Annotated in this window: 12 protein-coding genes; 8 read left to right on the top strand and 4 right to left on the bottom strand. The window is 74.0% G+C overall.

All coding sequences use genetic code 11. The features are described 5' to 3' along the window. The first annotated feature begins 23 nt into the window (after positions 1-23). Entirely contained in the window at positions 24-2,462 is a 2,439-nt protein-coding gene (gene pcrA / locus IE145_RS02380; RefSeq protein WP_194543902.1) for a DNA helicase PcrA, read from the top strand. A gap of 68 nt (positions 2,463-2,530) precedes the next feature. Here the strand turns inward: pcrA and IE145_RS02375 are convergent, their stop codons facing one another. Together IE145_RS02375 and IE145_RS02370 are read right to left on the bottom strand one after the other, a co-directional pair. Next, complete coding sequence (locus IE145_RS02375; protein ID WP_189518319.1) at positions 2,531-4,297, bottom strand: M23 family metallopeptidase; 1,767 nt, start codon at positions 4,295-4,297, stop codon at positions 2,531-2,533. 200 nt (positions 4,298-4,497) lie between these two features. Continuing rightward, on the bottom strand, positions 4,498-5,430 hold the full coding sequence (locus tag IE145_RS02370; RefSeq protein ID WP_373296560.1) for a lipase family alpha/beta hydrolase: 933 nt from the start codon (positions 5,428-5,430) through the stop codon (positions 4,498-4,500). A gap of 468 nt (positions 5,431-5,898) precedes the next feature. Between IE145_RS02370 and icmB the strand changes: the two genes are divergently transcribed. Further along, complete coding sequence (gene icmB, locus IE145_RS02365) at positions 5,899-6,312, top strand: coenzyme B12-dependent isobutyryl CoA mutase small subunit (protein ID WP_189518317.1); 414 nt, start codon at positions 5,899-5,901, stop codon at positions 6,310-6,312. A gap of 376 nt (positions 6,313-6,688) precedes the next feature. Here icmB and IE145_RS02360 read toward each other — a convergent pair whose 3' ends face one another. Then, positions 6,689-8,365: a DUF5691 domain-containing protein gene (locus IE145_RS02360; protein ID WP_189518315.1), complete on the bottom strand. Its 1,677-nt coding sequence runs from the start codon at positions 8,363-8,365 to the stop codon at positions 6,689-6,691. 117 nt (positions 8,366-8,482) lie between these two features. Continuing rightward, positions 8,483-9,940: an SWIM zinc finger family protein gene (locus IE145_RS02355; RefSeq protein ID WP_189518313.1), complete on the bottom strand. Its 1,458-nt coding sequence runs from the start codon at positions 9,938-9,940 to the stop codon at positions 8,483-8,485. 164 nt (positions 9,941-10,104) lie between these two features. Between IE145_RS02355 and IE145_RS02350 the strand changes: the two genes are divergently transcribed. From IE145_RS02350 to IE145_RS02325, 6 genes are all read left to right on the top strand, one after another. After that, positions 10,105-10,539 (top strand): MmpS family transport accessory protein, encoded by a 435-nt coding sequence (locus IE145_RS02350; protein ID WP_189518311.1) that lies wholly within the window; start codon positions 10,105-10,107, stop codon positions 10,537-10,539. 188 nt (positions 10,540-10,727) lie between these two features. Beyond that, positions 10,728-11,852: an ATP-binding protein gene (locus IE145_RS02345; RefSeq protein WP_189518309.1), complete on the top strand. Its 1,125-nt coding sequence runs from the start codon at positions 10,728-10,730 to the stop codon at positions 11,850-11,852. Positions 11,853-11,866: 14 nt separating this feature from the next. Next, complete coding sequence (locus IE145_RS02340) at positions 11,867-14,347, top strand: DUF5682 family protein (RefSeq protein ID WP_189518627.1); 2,481 nt, start codon at positions 11,867-11,869, stop codon at positions 14,345-14,347. Next, on the top strand, positions 14,344-15,699 hold the full coding sequence (locus IE145_RS02335; protein WP_189518307.1) for a VWA domain-containing protein: 1,356 nt from the start codon (positions 14,344-14,346) through the stop codon (positions 15,697-15,699). Before IE145_RS02340 ends, IE145_RS02335 begins: the two co-directional genes overlap by 4 nt. Positions 15,700-15,815: 116 nt before the next feature. Beyond that, positions 15,816-16,997 (top strand): hypothetical protein, encoded by a 1,182-nt coding sequence (locus tag IE145_RS02330; protein ID WP_189518305.1) that lies wholly within the window; start codon positions 15,816-15,818, stop codon positions 16,995-16,997. Between the two features lie 110 nt (positions 16,998-17,107). Then, positions 17,108-18,286 carry a hypothetical protein gene (locus IE145_RS02325; RefSeq protein WP_189518303.1) on the top strand — a complete coding sequence of 393 codons (1,179 nt, stop codon included), beginning with the start codon at positions 17,108-17,110 and terminating at the stop codon, positions 18,284-18,286. Positions 18,287-18,464 lie beyond the last annotated feature (178 nt).

Below are 18,464 nucleotides of genomic sequence, written 5' to 3'. Positions count from 1 at the left end.
CGGCCGCCTAGACTCGGGAGGCGATGAGCAGCCTCTTTGACGACAACTTCCTGACCGGCCTCCAGCCCGCGGAGGACGGCCCCCCGCCGCCCCCCGAGGACCACGCGCCCGAAGCGGTGCCGGAGGGCCTCTTCGAGGGCGTCTACGACGCGCCCCCGCCGCCCCGGGACGGGTACTACCGGGACGGTCACCCGCGCCCGGCGATCGACTCCGCCGCGCTGCTCGACGGGCTCAACACCGAGCAGCGCGCCGCCGTCGTGCACGCCGGATCCCCGCTGCTCATCGTCGCCGGGGCCGGCTCCGGCAAGACCCGGGTGCTCACCCACCGCATCGCCCACCTGCTGGCCGAGCGCGGCACGCACCCCGGGCAGATCCTCGCGATCACCTTCACCAACAAGGCCGCGGGCGAGATGAAGGAGCGCGTCGAGCAGCTCGTGGGCCCGCGCGCCAACGCCATGTGGGTCATGACCTTCCACAGCGCGTGCGTCCGCATCCTGCGCCGGGAGTCGAAGAAGCTCGGCTTCACCTCGTCGTTCTCGATCTACGACGCCGCCGACTCCAAGCGGCTGATGGCCCTGGTCTGCCGCGATCTGGACCTGGACCCCAAGCGCTACCCGCCGAAGTCCTTCACCGCCAAGGTCTCCAACCTCAAGAACGAGCTCATCGACGAGGAGACCTTCGCCGGACAGGCTGCGGACGGTTTCGAGAAGACCCTCGCCCAGGCGTACGCGCTCTACCAGGCCCGCCTGCGCGAGGCCAACGCCCTGGACTTCGACGACATCATCATGACGACGGTCCACCTCCTCCAGGCCTTCCCGGACGTCGCCGAGCACTACCGCCGCCGCTTCCGCCACGTCCTCGTCGACGAGTACCAGGACACCAACCACGCCCAGTACACGCTGGTCCGTGAGCTGGTCGGCCCGGCCGGGGAGAACGACGCCCCCGCCGAGCTGTGCGTGGTCGGTGACGCGGACCAGTCGATCTACGCCTTCCGGGGCGCGACCATCCGCAACATCCTCCAGTTCGAGGAGGACTACCCCAGCGCCACGACGATCCTGCTGGAGCAGAACTACCGCTCCACGCAGACGATCCTCTCCGCCGCCAACGCCGTCATCGAGCGCAACGAGAGCCGCCGCCCCAAGAACCTCTGGACCAACGCCGGCTCCGGCGCCCGCATCACCGGCTATGTCGCCGACACCGAGCACGACGAGGCGCAGTTCGTCGCCGACGAGATCGACCGGCTGACGGACAAGGGTGACGCCAAGGCGGGCGATGTCGCCGTCTTCTACCGCACCAACGCCCAGTCCCGTGTCTTCGAAGAGATCTTCATCCGCGTCGGCCTGCCCTACAAGGTCGTCGGCGGCGTGCGCTTCTACGAGCGCAAGGAGGTCCGTGACGTCCTGGCCTACCTGCGCGTCCTCGCCAACCCCGAGGACACCGTCCCGCTCCGCCGCATCCTCAACGTCCCCAAGCGCGGCATCGGCGACCGCGCCGAAGCCATGATCGACGCCCTGTCGATGCGCGAGAAGATCTCCTTCCCGCAGGCGCTGCGCCGCGTCGACGAGGCGTACGGCATGGCCGCCCGCTCCTCCAACGCCGTCAAGCGCTTCAACACGCTGATGGAGGAGCTGCGCACGATCGTCGAGTCCGGCGCCGGGCCCGCCGTCGTCCTGGAAGCGGTCCTGGAGCGCACGGGCTATCTCGCCGAGCTCCAGGCCTCCACCGACCCGCAGGACGAGACCCGTATCGAGAACCTCCAGGAACTCGCCGCCGTCGCCCTCGAATTCGAGCAGGAGCGCGGCGAGGAGGAGGGAGCGGGCACGCTCGCGGAGTTCCTGGAGAAGGTCGCGCTCGTGGCCGATTCCGACCAGATCCCCGACGAGGACGAGGACGGCTCCGGCGTCATCACGCTGATGACCCTGCACACGGCGAAGGGCCTGGAGTTCCCCGTCGTCTTCCTCACCGGCCTGGAGGACGGCGTCTTCCCGCACATGCGGGCCCTCGGCCAGACCAAGGAGCTGGAGGAGGAGCGCCGCCTCGCGTACGTCGGTATCACCCGCGCCCGCGAGCGGCTCTATCTGACCCGGGCCGCGATGCGCAGCGCCTGGGGCCAGCCCTCGTACAACCCGCCCTCGCGGTTCCTGGAGGAGATCCCGGAAGCGCACCTCGACTGGAAGCGCAAGGGTCCGATGGCCGCCCCCGCCGGGCCCACCTCCGGCATCACGTCCTCGCTCTCCTCGTCCCGCTCCCGCTCCGGCCCCTCGGGCTTCGCGACCCGGCGCTCCTCGGACAAGCCGACGGTCGCCCTGGCCGTCGGCGACCGGGTCACGCACGACCAGTTCGGCCTGGGCACGGTGACGGCCGTCGAGGGCCACGGCGACCAGGCCAAGGCGACAGTCGATTTCGGCGACGAGCGCCCGAAGAAGCTGCTCCTGCGGTACGCGCCGGTCGAGAAGCTCTAGGAAACGACTGAGGGGGAGGGCTTCGAAGCCCTCCCCCTCACCCGTGTCCTCGCTCGCGCGCCGGTCCGTCAGGCCGGGTTGAGCCCCTTGCCGCGCAGCCACGCCAGCGGGTCGATCGCCGCGCCACCGCCGGGCCGGACCTCGAAGTGCAGGTGGGGGCCGGTGGAGTTGCCCGAGTTCCCGGAGTACGCGATGACGTCACCGGCCTTCACCGGGCCCGAGCGGATCTTGGTGCTGCTGAGGTGGCAGTACCAGGTCTCGGTGCCGTCGGCGGCGGTCACGATCGCCATGACCCCGTAGGCGCTGTTCAGCTGGGTGCGTACGGTGCCGTCGGTCGCGGCCATCACCGGAGTGCCGTACGAGACGGGGAAGTCGATGCCCGAGTGCACGGACATCCAGTTGACGCCCGCCTGGCCGTAGTAGGCGGAGAGCCCGTGCTGCTTGACCGGCAGGACGAACTTGGGGCGCAGCGCCTCACGGCGTGCGGCCTCCTCCTCGCGCTTCTTCTTCTCCGCCGCCTGCCGCTCCCGCAGGTCGATGCGCTCCTGGGTGCGGCTCGCGCGCTCGCGGAAGTCGTCGCTGCCCGCGGAGAGCTGTTCGAGCTGGTTGTTGAGCTTGTCGTTGGCGGCGACCTGCTTGACCGTGCTGGGGTCGGCGACCGCCAGCGAGGTGGTCGTCTCCTCCGGCTTCTCCTCGCCGCCGGGCATCCCGCCGACGGAGGCGGCCGCGATGCCCGCGACGCTCATCACACAGGCGGAGGGCACCGCGACGGTCAGCAGGGCGGAACGCTTGGCGGGGTTGCGGCGGCGGGCCCGGTTGCGCGGGGCGGGGGGACGGGCCGCGGTGCGGTTCACGGAGTGCGGGCCGGGGAAACCGTCCCCGCCGTCCTGCTCCGGTTCGCGTTCCGGCTCCGGCGTGGCATCCGGCGCGGTGTCCTGTGCGAAGTCGTGGGCGAGGGCGGCGAACTCGGAGGTGGAGGACGCGTCGGGCGCCTGCTCGTCGGCCGTGCGGTCCGCCTCGGCCGGTCCCTCGGGCGCCGTCGCGTCGGCCGGCTGCTGTTCGTACAGCGAGTGCGACGTCTGTTCGGGTTCGTACGCGGTGTCCCCGGGCGTGGCGCCGGAGTTCCAGGCGGTCGCGTCGTAGGCGCCCGTGTCGTAGGCGACGGTGCCGTACGCGCCGGTCTCGTAGGCCCCGGAGTCGTAGCCGCCGGTGGTGAAGGCGGTCGTGGCGTACGCCCCGGTCTCGTAGGCGTCCGCCCCGTGGACGCCGCCGGTTCCGAAGGCGGTGGCCGCCGGGTACGTGCCGGTGGCGTAGGCGGTCGCGTCGTACGCGCCGGTGTCGTAGGCCCCGGTGTCGTACGCGTCCGCCCCGTAGGCGGTGTCCGTGCCGTACGGGGCGGAGGGGAAGTCCGTGGTGGGGAACGCGCCGGTGCCGGTGGTCGCCCACTGGCCGGTCAGGTCCTGGTCGTCGACCTGCTGCCAGGCCCCGGAGGTGTCCCACTGCTGCGTGGCCGGAGCCTGCTGGGGGTGTTCCTGGGCGTAGTCCTGAGCGGCGTAGCCGTCGTGGGCCGGCGTCTGCTGAGCACCGGTGTTCCACGCGGAGGCGTCGTACTGGCCGCTGTGGTCGGGCTGTCCGGTCGCGTACGTGGTGGCGAAGCCGGCGCCGTAGGTGCCCTGGCCGTAGGTGGCGTCGCCGTATCCGGCGGCGGGGTGACCGACGTCGTAGCCGGTGTCGTGGCCGCCGGGGAGCGAGCCGAAGAGCGGGTCGGTGTCGAAGCTGCCGGTCGCTCGGTCGTCGTACCCGACGTGCCCGGCGTGGGGGTGCTGGTCGTTCACCAACGTCTCTCTCGCCTCGGCAGCAGGACTGTTCTGGATCCCGGTCAGGGGTGCCCCAGGGGGAAGCAGTGGCCGCGACTGTACCCGGCGGTATGTGAGGACGACAATCTTCGACAGGTTTTGGGCCCGCAGGAAACGGGCAATCGGCCGACTTTCGGTGGACGGCAGACGCAGCCTTGGCTCTACGTTCGAGTGATGTTCTATTTTCGGGCCACGGAGGACGCTCCGGTGGCGGTGGCGTCGTCCTCTCCGGACCCCGGGGCCTCAAGAGCCTCACGGACCGCGGCGGCCACGGTGGGGTGGACGGGCAGCGCGAGGTGTCCGACACCGGTGACGCGCACGTTCACCGCGTCGAGATCGGGGTGGTCGACGCACGCCGTCCCGACGGGGACCATCACCTGGTCCAGCTCGCTCCAGAAGCTCACGAACCGGGTCCGGCAGCCGGGGGCTGGACCGCGCAGCTCCTCGATCACCGAGGAACCGCCGCGCATCTGCCGCACGATGGGGTGAACGCCCGCCCCGGGGGCGACGGCGGTGCCCCCGTGCGGGGTCCCGAGCGTCACCAGGGTGCGCACGCGCCGGTCGCCGCCGAGCCGCTGTACGTAGTAGCGGGCGATCAGGCCGCCGAGACTGTGCCCGACGATGTCGACCCGGCTGTGCCCGGTGCGCGCGCAGATCTCCTCCACATGCCGGCCGAGCAGTCCGGCGGCGGTACGGACGTCGCGGGTCAGCGGTGAGTAGTTGAGGGATTCCGGGCTGCGGCCGTGCCGGGCCAGCGTGCGGCGCAGGACGACGAACGCGGAGCGGTTGTCGATGAAGCCGTGCAGCAGGACGACGGGCGGTGCGGAGGAGTCGGCCGTCGTGGGCGCGGTCCCGGGAGGCCCGGTGTCGGAGGGTGCGGTCCCCGTGGGTGCGGTCCCGGTGGGCACGGTCCCGGTGGGCACGGTCCCGCCCCGCTCGGAGGTGAGGCCGAAGGGGTAGACGGCCAGGCGCCCGGCGAGGACGAACAGCTCCAGCGCGGTGGCGCCGAGCAGCGCGGACGACAGCCGGGGCCCCGGCAGCGCGGGGAGAGCCGGGAGGCGAGTGAGGCGGCTGAGGTGCGCCAAGGGGGTGAAGTGGGTGAAGTGGGTCAGTGGGGAGATCAGTGGGGAGAGGGGGAGGGGGAGGGGGAGGGGGAGCTTCACGGCCTGCCTCCTGCACCGGCGTACGGAGGCGGCGGCCCCCGGCCCCGTACGCCCTTGGTGGTGGCGGGACGGGGAATGCCGTCGGCCGGCCGGGCGGCCGTGGCCGGGGGCGTGGAGCCGTACCACCGTGCCGTGCGGCTGGCGGCGCGGTGGTACGGCGACCTCGTAGCGGCTCCCCTGGGACCTGTCCTCGGCGCCGCCCTTCGGACGGACGACGGCAGTTCGACGACAGGCCCTGGCGCCGGGCCCCGCGCGGCCGGAACACCGCGTGACACCGGGGACGACGCCTGGCGAACATGTCCCACGTGTGATTTCCCCCTCCCCGCCTGCCGCGAAACTGTGGCGTGCGGGATGCTGTGGATAACGTTCGTTCACATCCCCGTCCCTTCAGACGCGGGAGACGAGGTGGAGGCAGTGATGGGTGTGACCGGTCCGATCCGTGTGGTGGTGGCCAAGCCGGGCCTCGACGGCCACGACCGCGGGGCCAAAGTCATCGCGCGGGCGTTGCGGGACGCCGGTATGGAGGTGATCTACACCGGGCTCCACCAGACGCCCGAGCAGATCGTCGACACGGCGATCCAGGAGGACGCCGACGCCATCGGCCTCTCGATCCTCTCCGGGGCGCACAACACGCTGTTCGCCAAGGTGATCGAGCTGCTGAAGGCCCGCGAGGCGGAGGACATCAAGGTGTTCGGCGGCGGGATCATCCCGGAGGACGACATCGCCCCGCTGAAGAAGCTGGGCGTCGCGGAGCTCTTCACCCCGGGGGCGACGACGACCGAGATCGTCACGTGGGTCAACGCCCACGTCCGCCAGGCCACCCAGGCCTGAACACCGCGCCCGGGACGGACCCCGCGCCCGGGGCGGGCCCCGTGCTCGGGGCGGATCTCGCGTCCGGGGCGGACCTCGTGCTCGGGGCGGGCCCCGCGCCCGGGACGGGCCCCGTGCTCGGGACGGGCCCCGTGCTCGGGACGGACCCCGCAACCCGAGTGCGGGCCCTCGCACCCGGGCGCGAGCCTCTTGCGCCCGGGGCGGGCCCGCCGTGCACGGGCCCGTCTCCGCCCCCGGCCCGTTTTCGCCCCCGGACCGATTCCGTCCTGGGCCGTCTCCGTCCTGGGCCGTCTCCGTCCCGGTCGTCAGCGCCCTCGCCGTCGCCGTCAGGCCATCAGCCCATCCCTGTCAGCCCATCCTCGTCAGCCCATCCCCGTCAGGCCATCAGCTCAGCCTCCATCGTGGCGCGCAGCCGTAGGGTGGAGACCAGGCGCTGGAAGGCTTCGGACCAGTAGCCGCCCGCTCCCGGCGATGCCCCCTCCTGTTCGTCCTGCGTGGCTGTCAGGACCTCCAGCCGGTCGGCCTCGGCCGGGTCGAGACATCGCTCCGCGAGGCCCATCACCCCGCTGAAGCTCCACGGATAACTCCCGCCGTCCCGCGCGATGTCGAGTGCGTCGACCACCGCGCGCCCGAGCGGCCCGGCCCAGGGGACCGTGCACACCCCGAGCAACTGGAACGCCTCCGACAGGCCGTGCGCCGCGATGAACCCGGCCACCCAGGACGCACGCTCCTCGGCGTCCAGAATCGCGAGGAGCTTCGAGCGCTCGGCGATCGATGCGGTCCCGGGGCCGCTCGCCACCGGCGCGGACGGGCGCCCGAGCAGGGCCCGGGCCCACCGTGGATTCTGCTGCCGGACCGCCGCCCGGCACCAGGCGGTGTGCAGCTCGTCGGCCCAGTCGTCGGCCACGGGCAGGGTCACGACCTCTTCGGCCGGACGCCCGCCGAACCGCTCCTCCCAGACACCGAGCGGGGTGGCTTCCACCAACTGCCCGAGCCACCAGGACCGTTCGCCCCGGCCCGTCGGCGGGACCGCCATGACACCGTCGCGCTGCATGCCCGCATCGCACTCGTGCGGTGCCTCCACGGCGATGGCGGCGACCTCCCCCGTGCGGTCCGGGTGCACGCAGGACATCGCGCGGGCCGCCATCCGTCCGGCGAGCGCCGACTCGGGCAAGGCGGAGAGCAGTTCGGCGGCGGTGGCGCGGACATTGCGGCTGCGGTCGGACAGGGCCTGCTCCAGGAACGGCTCGTCGGCGTCGCCCAGCCCCGACCGCAGGGAATCCAGGAACATCAGCCGATCCTCGGCCCGTTCGGCGGACCACGTGGAGGCGAGCAGGGCGAGCCCCGCGGGCGGATCCTGCGCCCGTACGGCGTCGAGCAGCGCGACCCGTTCCGCGAACAGCCCCTCCTCCCACAGCCGGGCCACCGCGTCCGGGTCCGTGGTGTCGGTCTGCGGCGCGCAGCTCGCGGAGCCCCGCAGGGCGAACTTCCAGTCGGGGTTCAGCCCGGCCAGCCATCTGCCGCGCGGCCCGGCGAACGCGAGCGCCTGCGGGCGCAGGTCCGTACGCGCGCGGGCGGCGTCCAGCAGCGGAGGCAGCAGGGCCGCCGGGGCGCGGAAGCCCCTCCGGTTGGCGATGGCCAGCCACTGCGGGATGAGCTCGGTGAGGTCGGGCACGGTCCCCCGCCGCCCGCCGCCCGGGGGCGCGGAGCGGTCGGCCAGCAGATGGGCGAGCCGGTGCCGGGCGGCCTCGGGGAGCGCCGGGCGCGGATCCGGGGCGGCGGGCTCGGGCGGGGCCTCCGGTACGGCGGGGAGCAGCCCGGCCCGCCGCCGCACGGTGTGCAGGGCGGCGGCGTCCAGCAGGGCCGCGGGAGCATCGACCGGTACGGGGCCGCCGCGCGGTGCCGGAGGACGGCGATCGGTCCCGAGGAGCGCCGAAGTGACCAGCTCCTCCCAGGGGAGGGCGTCGACGGATGCGGAAGCGGGCGGGGCGGTGGTGGTGTCGGCGGTGGTGGTCGTGGTGGTGGTTGCGGTGGGGCTGGTCGTGTGAGGCATCTCTTTCCCCTCCCGTGGCAGGGACGCGCGGATGTCGGACAGGAGCAGCGGACAGAGCGGCGACGAGTGCGGTTCGGCGCGTAGGCCCCGCCCCGTCGGCCGGCCCACCCGCCCGGGTCAGACCAGTTGGACGACCGACCCGCCCGTCGTGCCCCCGCCCTCCTCCCGTTCGCCCGGGTCCCAGGCCGCGAACGGGTCGAAGCCGCGGTGGCCCAGCTCGCCGAACACCGTGACCGGGCCGCCGCCGGACAGGGCGACGAGCTTCCACAGCCCCGGCCGGGACAGCGCGGCCGGGGCGATCGGCAGCGCGGATGCCGTGCGGGCGTCGGCGTGGCCGTTCGCGAGGCTGTCCGCGTGGGCGTCGGCGGGGCTGTCGGCGACTTGCCAGCCGTCCTTGGACGGCACGGGTATGACGTCGCGCAGGGTCACCGGCCAGGCGTCCAGCCAGGGGTCCTCCCGCAGGGCGTTCCCGTACACGGCCGGTGCGGCCGCCGCGGCGATCCCCGGCGGGGGACCGGCCGTGGCCGTGGTCCCGAACTGCTCGCCCAGCTCAGCCCGGAGCTGTGCGCCGCCCGGATACGGCGTCAGCTCGGCGTCGATCGTCGCCCCCACCGGCAGTGCCCGGTCCGGGGACCGGCCCGCCGCGCCGAACGAGAGCAGCAGGGCGGTGCGGCCCGATTCCCGCCCGTACAGCCAGATCCGGCGCGTGACGATCTTGCCGTCCGGGGTGTCGTACTGCGCGAGGACCAGCCAGTGGTCACGGACCGGCGGGCCCTCTGCGGACATGGGCAGTCCCATTCTCGTCCGCACGGTCGCGGCCAGCGGATCCGGCAGCCGGTCCCGGCCGAGCCAGGCCGTGTCCAGGAGATGGAGCAGCCCGCACTCCTCCAGCAGCCGGACCGGCCAGCCGGACCCGGACCCCGTGATCGAGCCCAGCTCCCGCACCCGGGCGGCGAGCCCGGGGGCCTGGGCGTCGACCATGCGGGCCGCGGTCTCCTCCCACAGGCCGTACCCCGCCCGGTCCGTCGCGGCCAGTCCGCCGCGCAGCAGGTCGCCCAGGCGCCGTTCCAGCTCCTGGGCGCCGCCCGTGACCCGCTCCGCGCGGCGCTCCGCCCGCCTTCTGGCGGCGTCCGTGTCGACGGGCCCCCGCGTGCCGTCACCGCTCACCGCGGAGCTGCCGCCCTTCTGCGCCGCGCGTGCGCGTCGGCCCGCGAGCCACTCCGCGACCCAGTCGGCCGGCTCGGCGGGCCGGAACGCGGCGTCGCCGGACGCCCGGAGCAGCAACAGCCCGAGCGCGTGCTTGCACGGGAACTTCCGGCTCGGGCAACTGCACGCGTAGGCAGGTCCCGTGGTGTCGACGATCGTCCGATAGGGCGTGCTTCCGCTTCCCATGCACAGGCCCCAGATCGCACCCGTCGCGTCGCACCCCGTGCCGGACCACGGACCGGCCGCGCCGAGCCGGGTGCCCGCCTTGCGTGAAGCCGCGTCAGGAGCCAGTGCCAGCACCTGTTCCGCCGACCAGCGCGCCACCGGGGCACCGGTGGGCGAGGTCTCTCCCCCGTGAGATAGCTGCATGTCTCCGACGGTAGGGGGCGCCACTGACAATCCCCCTCCGACCTGCTCCGACCTGCGAAGCAGCGGTTTGAGGGGGGATTTGACTTCGCCCTGCCTTTGCGTTTCTCTGCGGTTTCCGCGTACGGAACGGATCCGGGCGCGGGCCGATCCAGGGGGGATCTCAGATGAACCGCACCACCCGCACCGCCCGTACCACCCGCGCCCTCGCGGTCTCCGTCCTCGTGCTCGGACTCGGGGCCTGCTCGGCCGAGTCCGTGGACGAGGCGGTCGGCAAGGCGGTCGACACCACCGTGGACGAGACCTACGAGGTCACGTACGAGGTCACCGGCACGAGCGTCGACGAGATCACGTACCACGGGGGCGGCGGCGAGGCCATGGAGCCCGAGCTGGAGACCGTCACCAAGCCGACCCTGCCGTGGAAGAAGACCGTGAAGCTGCGCGGCATCATGCCGCCCGCCGTCACGCCGCTGGCCCTGGAGGCGGGTGGCGCCGACGTCACGTGCTCCATCACCTACAAGGGCAAGGTGATCAAGGAGGCGAAGGGCGAGGGCATGCTCGCGGCGGGCGGTTGTGTCGCCGTGTCGCCGATCGTGGGCTGACCGGCCTGGTCCGGTCCGGTCCGGTCCGGATCGGGCCGGACCAGACCGGGCCGGCAAGGGTGCCGGGTTCCCGGGGGGATGGGGGCCACGCGCTCGTGAACGGGCTCTGACCTGCGGTCAGGGCCCGTTGTCAGTGGCATGGTGCACGGTGGTAACCAGATCAGGACGACCGATCTGGAGGGGGAGCCATGACCGTGTCCAGCACCACCGCAGCCGTCGAGCCGGAGGCGGGCGCGCAGGTTCTGCGCCCGCACGCGGAGGACGCGTTCGCCGACGAGCTGAAGGCGCTCGCGGCGGCCGACGACCGTCCCAGGCCCGCCCGTTGGCGGCTGTCGCCGTGGGCCGTCGCCACCTATCTGCAGGGCGGGACCCTGCCGGACGGGACGGTGATCACGCCGAAGTACGTGGGCCCGCGCCGCCTGGTCGAGGTGGCCGTGACCACGCTCGCCACCGACCGGGCACTGCTCCTTCTCGGCGTCCCCGGCACGGCCAAGACCTGGGTGTCCGAGCACCTCGCCGCCGCCGTCAGCGGTGACTCGACGCTGCTCGTCCAGGGCACCGCGGGCACGCCCGAGGAAGCCGTCCGCTACGGGTGGAACTACGCGCAACTGCTGGCCCACGGCCCCAGCCGCGAGGCCCTGGTGCCCAGTCCGCTGATGCGGGCCATGTCCGAGGGCATGACCGCCCGGGTCGAGGAGCTGACCCGTATCCCCGCCGATGTGCAGGACTCGCTCATCACGATCCTGTCCGAGAAGACGCTCCCCGTCCCCGAGCTGGGGCAGGAGGTCCAGGCCGTCCGCGGGTTCAACCTCATCGCCACGGCCAACGACCGGGACCGCGGCGTCAACGAGCTGTCCAGCGCCCTGCGCCGCCGCTTCAACACCGTGGTGCTGCCCCTGCCCGAGACCCCGGACGCCGAGGTCGACATCGTGTCCCGGCGCGTCGACCAGATCGGCCGCTCGCTCGACCTGCCCGCCGCCCCGGAAGGGCTGACCGAGATCCGGCGCGTGGTGACGGTCTTCCGCGAACTGCGCGACGGGGTGACCACCGACGGGCGCACCAAGCTCAAGTCCCCCTCCGGCACGCTCTCCACGGCCGAGGCGATCTCCGTCGTCACGAGCGGCCTCGCACTCGCCGCACACTTCGGCGACGGCGTCCTGCGCCCCGGCGATGTCGCGGCCGGCATCCTCGGCGCGGTCGTACGGGACCCCGCGGCGGACCGGGTGGTCTGGCAGGAGTATCTGGAGACCGTGGTCCGCGAGCGGGACGGCTGGAAGGACTTCTACCGCGCCTGCCGCGAGGTGTCCGCATGACGCGAGGTGTCCGCATGAGCGGCGCGGTGGTGGCCGGCGCCCGGACGCCCGGCCGCACCGCGACCGGGCCGGTCGCCGGGCCGGCCGATGGGCCCTGGCTCCTGGGGGTGCGGCACCACGGCCCCGGGTCGGCCCGCGCGGTCCTCGCCGCGCTCCGGGAAGCCCGTCCCGCCGTCGTCCTCATCGAGGGGCCGCCCGAAGGCGACGCGCTGGTGCCTCTGGCCGCCGACCCGGGGATGCGGCCGCCCGTGGCGCTGCTCGCCCACGCCGTGGACGATCCGGGGCGGGCCTCCTTCTGGCCGATGGCCGCGTTCTCGCCCGAGTGGGTGGCCCTCCGCTGGGCCCTCGATCACGACGTCCCGGTCCGCTTCATCGACCTGCCCGCCGCCCACTCCCTCGCGCTCAAGGAGCCCGCGCCCGAGGGGCCGGGGGAGGGGCCCGAGCGGGCCGAGCACGCCCAGGAGGAGGTCACGCCGGTCGTCGACCCGATCCGGGTGCTCGCCGAGACCGCCGGATACGACGATCCCGAGCGCTGGTGGGAGGACGTCGTCGAGCACCGCTCATCGGGCGGCGACCACGGCTCGCCGGGCGTCGACGGCACCGGCCGCGGAGGTATCGCGGACGACGGTGACGCAGCCTCCGAGGGCGCGCGCCCCGGGGGCACTCCCGGCGAGGCCCTCGCGCCGTTCGTCGCGCTGGCCGAGGCCATGAGCGCGCTCCGCGAAGCGTACGGGGACGGCGGGCAGCCGCGTGACGCGGTGCGCGAGGCGTACATGCGGATCCAGTTGCGGGCCGCGCGCAAGGAGTTCGGGGACGACGTGGCCGTCGTCTGCGGCGCCTGGCATGTGCCCGCTCTCGCCGCGCGCACCACCCTCGCCGCCGACCGCGCGCTGCTCAAGGGCCTCCCGAAGGTCAAAACGGATCTGACCTGGGTGCCGTGGACCCATCGCCGCCTCGCCCGGCAGAGCGGATACGGGGCCGGGATCGACTCGCCCGGCTGGTACGGGCACCTCTTCGAGGCGGCCGACCGGCCGATCGAGCGCTGGATGACCAAGGTCGCCGGACTGCTGCGCGACGAGGACCGGCCCGTCTCCACCGCCCATGTCATCGAGGCCGTCCGGCTCGCCGAGACCCTCGCCGCCCTCCGGGGCCGCCCGCTGGCGGGCCTGGGGGAGACGACCGATGCCGTGCGGGCTGTCATGTGCGAGGGGTCCGACGTCCCCCTCGCCCTCGTCCGGGACCGGCTGATCGTCGGCGAGAGCCTCGGCGAAGTCCCGGACACCGCCCCGGCCGTCCCGTTGCAACGGGACCTGACCCGCAGCCAGCGCACCCTCCGGCTCAAACCGGAGGCATCGGAACGCCAACTGGACCTCGACCTGCGCAGGGAGACCGACGCCGCCCGCAGCCACCTCCTGCACCGGCTGCGCCTCCTCGACGTCGGCTGGGGCGACCCGGTCGCCGGGCCGGGCAGCACCGGCACCTTCCGGGAGAGCTGGCGGCTGAGCTGGGAACCGGAACTGCACGTCCGGGTCGCGGAGGCCGGCGTGTGGGGCACGACCGTGCTCACCGCCGCCACCGCGAAGGCCGCGTCGCAGGCCGTGGCGGCGACCGCGCTGGCCGATGTCACCGCACTCGCCGAGCACTGCCTCCTGGCCGAACTGCCCGATGCCCTGCCCGTCGTCATGAAGGCCCTCGCCGACCGGGCCGCACTCGACGCGGACGTCGGCCACCTCGCGGACGCACTGCCCGCCCTGGCCCGCTCCCTGCGGTACGGGGACGTGCGCTCCACGGACACGGCGGCGCTCACGGAGGTCGCCGCCGGACTCGCCGAGCGGATCTGCGTCGGTCTGCCGCCCGCCTGCACCGGCCTCGACCCGGACGGCGCCGAGGCGCTGCGCGGTCGGGTGGAGGCCGTCCACGGGGCGATCGGCCTGCTGGACACCGGGGCGGAGCCCGGCCAGGGCCTCCGCGGACGCTGGGACGCCGTCCTGCACAAGCTGGCGGCCCGGGACACGGTCGCCGGAATCATCAGGGGCAGGGCCACCCGGCTGCTCCTGGACGAGGGCCGGCTGCCGGAGGACGAGGCGGCCCGGCTGATGGGCCTGGCGCTCTCGCCCGGAACGCCGCCCGCCGACGCCGCCGCCTGGATCGAGGGGTTCGTCGGCGGCACGTCGGGCGGCGGCATGCTCCTGATCCACGACGAGCGGCTCCTCGGCCTCGTCGACGCCTGGCTGACCGGTGTCCCCGCCGACCTGTTCACCGATGTGCTGCCGCTGCTGCGCCGCACCTTCTCCGCGTACGAACCGGGCGTACGGCGCACCCTCGGCGAGCTGGTCCGGCGCGGCCCCGTGCCCGAGGGCGCCCGGCGGGACGACGCCTTCCCGGTGACCGGGGGCTTCGGGCCCGGTCTCGACCGGGCCAGGGCCGACGCGGTCGAACCGGTGCTGCGCCTGCTGCTCGGCCGTCCGCCCGAGCCCGCGGAGGCGGCCGTATGACGACGACCGGAACGGCCATGCAGACGGACCCGAGGACGGACCCGATGGGGGAGACGATGGAGCGGACGACCACGGCCACGCACACCCCGCACACCTCGCCCGCGCCGCCCGATGCCGAACGGCTGCGGCGCTGGCGGATGGTGCTCGGCGCGGACAGCGCCGACAGCACGGAACGCGCCCTCACCGGCCAGGACGCGGCGATGGACCGTGCGCTGAACGCGCTGTACGGCGGGGGCGGCGGGAAGAAGCCCAACGGCCGTGGCACCGGCGGCCGTTCTGCGGGGCTCGGCGCGTCGGCGCCCTCCGTCGCCCGCTGGCTCGGCGACATCCGGACCTACTTCCCCAGTTCCGTGGTCCAGGTCATGCAGCGCGACGCGATCGACCGGCTCGGCCTGGCGACCCTGCTCCTGGAGCCGGAGACGCTGGAGGCGGTCGAGCCGGACGTCCATCTCGTCGGCACCCTGCTGTCCCTCGACAAGGCGATGCCCGAGACGACGAAGGAGACCGCCCGCGCTGTCGTCCGCAAGGTCGTCGAGGACCTGGAGGCGCGGCTGGAGAGCCGTACCAGGGCCACCCTGACCGGTGCCCTGGACCGTTCGGCGCGGATCAGCCGGCCGCGCCACCGGGACATCGACTGGGACCGCACCATCCGGGCCAACCTCAAGAACTACCTGACGCTCCCGGCCCCGGACACCGCGACGACGGCCGGGGCAACAGGGGCAGCAGGGAAGACCGGGGCGGCCGGGGCAACAGGGACGACGACGGGCACGGTCGTGCCGGAGCGCCTCATCGGCTACGGCCGTTCCTCCCGGTCCGCCAAGAAGGACATCGTCCTGTGCGTCGACCAGTCGGGGTCGATGGCCGCTTCCGTCGTCCACGCCTCGGTCTTCGGCGCGGTGCTCGCCTCCATGCGCACCCTCTCGACCCGGCTCGTCGTCTTCGACACGGCGGTCGTCGACCTCACGGACCAGCTCGACGACCCGGTCGACGTCCTCTTCGGCATCCAGCTCGGCGGCGGCACCGACATCAACCGGGCGCTGGCCTACTGCCAGTCGAGGATCACCCGCCCCGCCGACACCGTCGTCGTCCTCATCAGCGATCTCTACGAGGGCGGCATACGCGACGAGATGCTCAAGCGGGTCGCCGCCATGAAGGCGTCCGGCGTGCAGTTCGTGACGCTGCTCGCCCTCTCCGACGAGGGGGCGCCGGCGTACGACCACGAGCACGCGGCGGCGCTCGGAGCGCTGGGCACACCCGCGTTCGCCTGTACGCCGGATCTCTTCCCGGACGTCATGGCTGCCGCGATCGAGAAGAGACCACTGCCCATACCGGACAAGGAGCACCAACCGTAGCCAGGGACTTGCGTGACCCCCACGGGCTCGTGCAAGCATCGGCACCGTCGTTCGCGGAGGGGTGCATTCCGCTGCCCTCCGCCGCCACACTCCCGCGTACCAGGAGCCCACCCGAGGTGACCGCAACCGCCGCTGCCCACGCAGCCGTCGATCCGCGCCCGGCGCGCGGGACGGCGGGGCGTCGCGCGGTACAGGTCGTGCTGTTCCTCGGCGGGCTGCTGGCCCTGGGCCTTCTCGCGGGCGGCCGAGCGGAAGCGCAGGAGCGTTCGGACCCGGGTCGGCTCACCGCCTCCGTGGCGGAGACCGTGACGGGTGTCGGCCAGGTCGAGAAGCCGAGGGTCGACCACGCCGTGAAGCCGGTGGCCGAACCGGCCGTGGAGCCGGTGGCCGCATCAGTCGTCGAGCCGGACGACCGAGCCGTACGCCATCAGGCCGCACAGCACGGATCCGCACAGCACGGATCCGCACCCCACGGATTCGCAGAGCACCGAGCCGTACAGCACCGAATCGTGCAGCCCGAGCCCGAGCCCGAGCCCGAGCCCGAGCCCGAGCCCGAGCCCGAGCCCGAGCCCGAGCCCGTACGGAACGCGACCGTGGCATCTTCCGCGGCACGTTCGGCGGCACCGGCCACGAAGCCGGTCACGGAGCCCGTCGACACCGTCGCGGCCGCCGGTCCCGTCGTCTCCGCACCCGCACCCGCCTCCGCACCCGCCCCCGTGCGCGATGCCCGTGATGCCGTGGTCGGGGGAGCGGGCGACGCCGTCGAACGGATCACCGGAGAGGCGCGGCCCCTGGTGGCGGCCGTGCTCCCCCCGCTGCTCTCCGTACTGCCGGAGCTGCCCGCGCCCGGCGGTGCTCCGGACGCACCCGGTGCGCCGGGTGCTCCGTCACCTTCCGCTCCGGACACCGGCCGTGGTGCCGGGGGCCCCAGCACGCCCGGCGACGCCGGCGCGGGCGCCTCGGCCGAGCGCGCGGCCGGTGGTCATGGCCGGAGCACCGGGACAGCGGGCCTCGTCCCGGTCGTGGCGGACCGGTCCGGCACGCCGCACGCCGGGCACGCGCAGCTCACCGCGCCCACGCCGACGCTCCCGCCCACACGGGACCGGGCTCCCTTCGCCCCCTGCGGCGACTTCGCACGCACGGCGGTGGCCGATGCCCAGGGGCCGCGCGGCGGCGACCTGCACGCGACCCCCGTCCCGGGGTCTCCGTACGCCGCGCTCGCCGGGGGAGCCGGGCTCCCCGCGACCGCCGCCCCGATCACCGACAGATCCGGCGAGATCCTCGAATTCCCCGGCTAGGGCAGGCCGTTCCCCCGCCTCGACCTGCCGCGCGGGGGCGGAACAGGTCTGCCCGCGTCCGGACGAATCCTCCGGACAGCCGAACATCTTCGAAGGATCTGACACACCCCATGCACAAGAACATGCGCCGATCCATAGCCGTCGCCGCCACCGCCACCGGTATGTGGGCGCTCGGCACCGCCGCGGCCAGCGCGGCCGAGCTGCCCGTGTCCGTACCGCTGTCCACCCCGGATCTGACGGCCGAGACCCCCGACGCGACGGAGGCCGACGCGACGGAGGTCGTCGAGGACGTCACCGACGCCAAGGTGGTCAAGGACGCCAAGGCCGTTACCGACGTCAAGGCCGTCACCAAGGCCGTCGACCGTTCCGGCGGCGCCAAGGACACGCTGACGGAGGCCGGGAACAAGGCCGCCGAGGCCGCCGAGGCCGCTGGTGCGGCCGACGTACGGGACAGCCTCCCGTCGCAGACCCCGGAGTTCCCGCAGACCCCGGAGTTCCCGCAGGCACCCGAGGTCCCGCAGCTCGGTGACGTACAGCACCAGCAGGTGCCCGGAGCCGGTCACCTCCCCGACGCGCAGGTCCCCGACGCGCAGGTCCCCGACGCGCAGTTCCCCGACGCGGGCATCCCCGACGCGGGCATCCCCGATGCTCAGCTTCCCGACGCGCGGTTCCCGGCCGTGCCGGTCGACGAGATCGACTACCTCTTCGGGCCGATCGAGCAGATCCCCGGCTACGCGCAGAGCCAGGTGCCGGCCGCCGTCCAGGGTTCGCTGGCCGAGGCCGGGCCCGTCGTCGAGCAGACGTCCGACTCCGTGCTGCCGCCGCTCGCCGCGGACGCGGTCGGCGTCGCCGTCCCGGTCGTCGGGCAGGCGGTCGGTGACGTCGGCACGCTCGCGCAGGGCGCCGTCGGCGAGGTCGCGCCGTTCGCCCAGGGTGTCGTCGGCGATGCCGCCGCCCCCTTCGTGCAGGGCGTCACGACCGAGGTCCAGCCGCTGGCGTACGGGGTCACCGGTGCGGCCGTGCCGTTCGCCGAGGGCGTCGTGTCCGAGGTCCAGCCGCTCGCGCAGGGGCTGACCGGGGACGCGGTCGCGCCGTTCGCCCGGGGGGGCACCGCCCAGGTGCAGCCGCTGGCCGAGGGAGTCGGGGCGCAGGCCCGGCCGTTCGCGGGCGGTCTGGCGGACTCGGTCCGCGAGGACGCCCGCCCCGCCGTCGGCAACGCGACCGCCGGCGTCCAGGGCCTCACCTCCGTCGCCCCGTCCTTCGTGACGGACACGGTGCCCGGGCGGTAACCGGACGAGCGGGCGCCCACGGCGCACGCGCCGTGGGCGATTCACCGCACCGGAGTACCGGGCCCCAGGGGACCCGGGCCGGGTGTTCCGGTGCCCCGACAGCCCTTCCCGGCCCCTGGCGAGCCCCGTCCGGGGGCCGGGAAGGGCCACCCCCTGTGACCGTTATCACCGCTCAGGT

The sequence above is a fragment of the Streptomyces sindenensis genome (assembly GCF_014649035.1).
Taxonomy (GTDB): domain Bacteria; phylum Actinomycetota; class Actinomycetes; order Streptomycetales; family Streptomycetaceae; genus Streptomyces; species Streptomyces sindenensis.
This window is presented reverse-complemented; position numbering and strand designations above follow the sequence as displayed.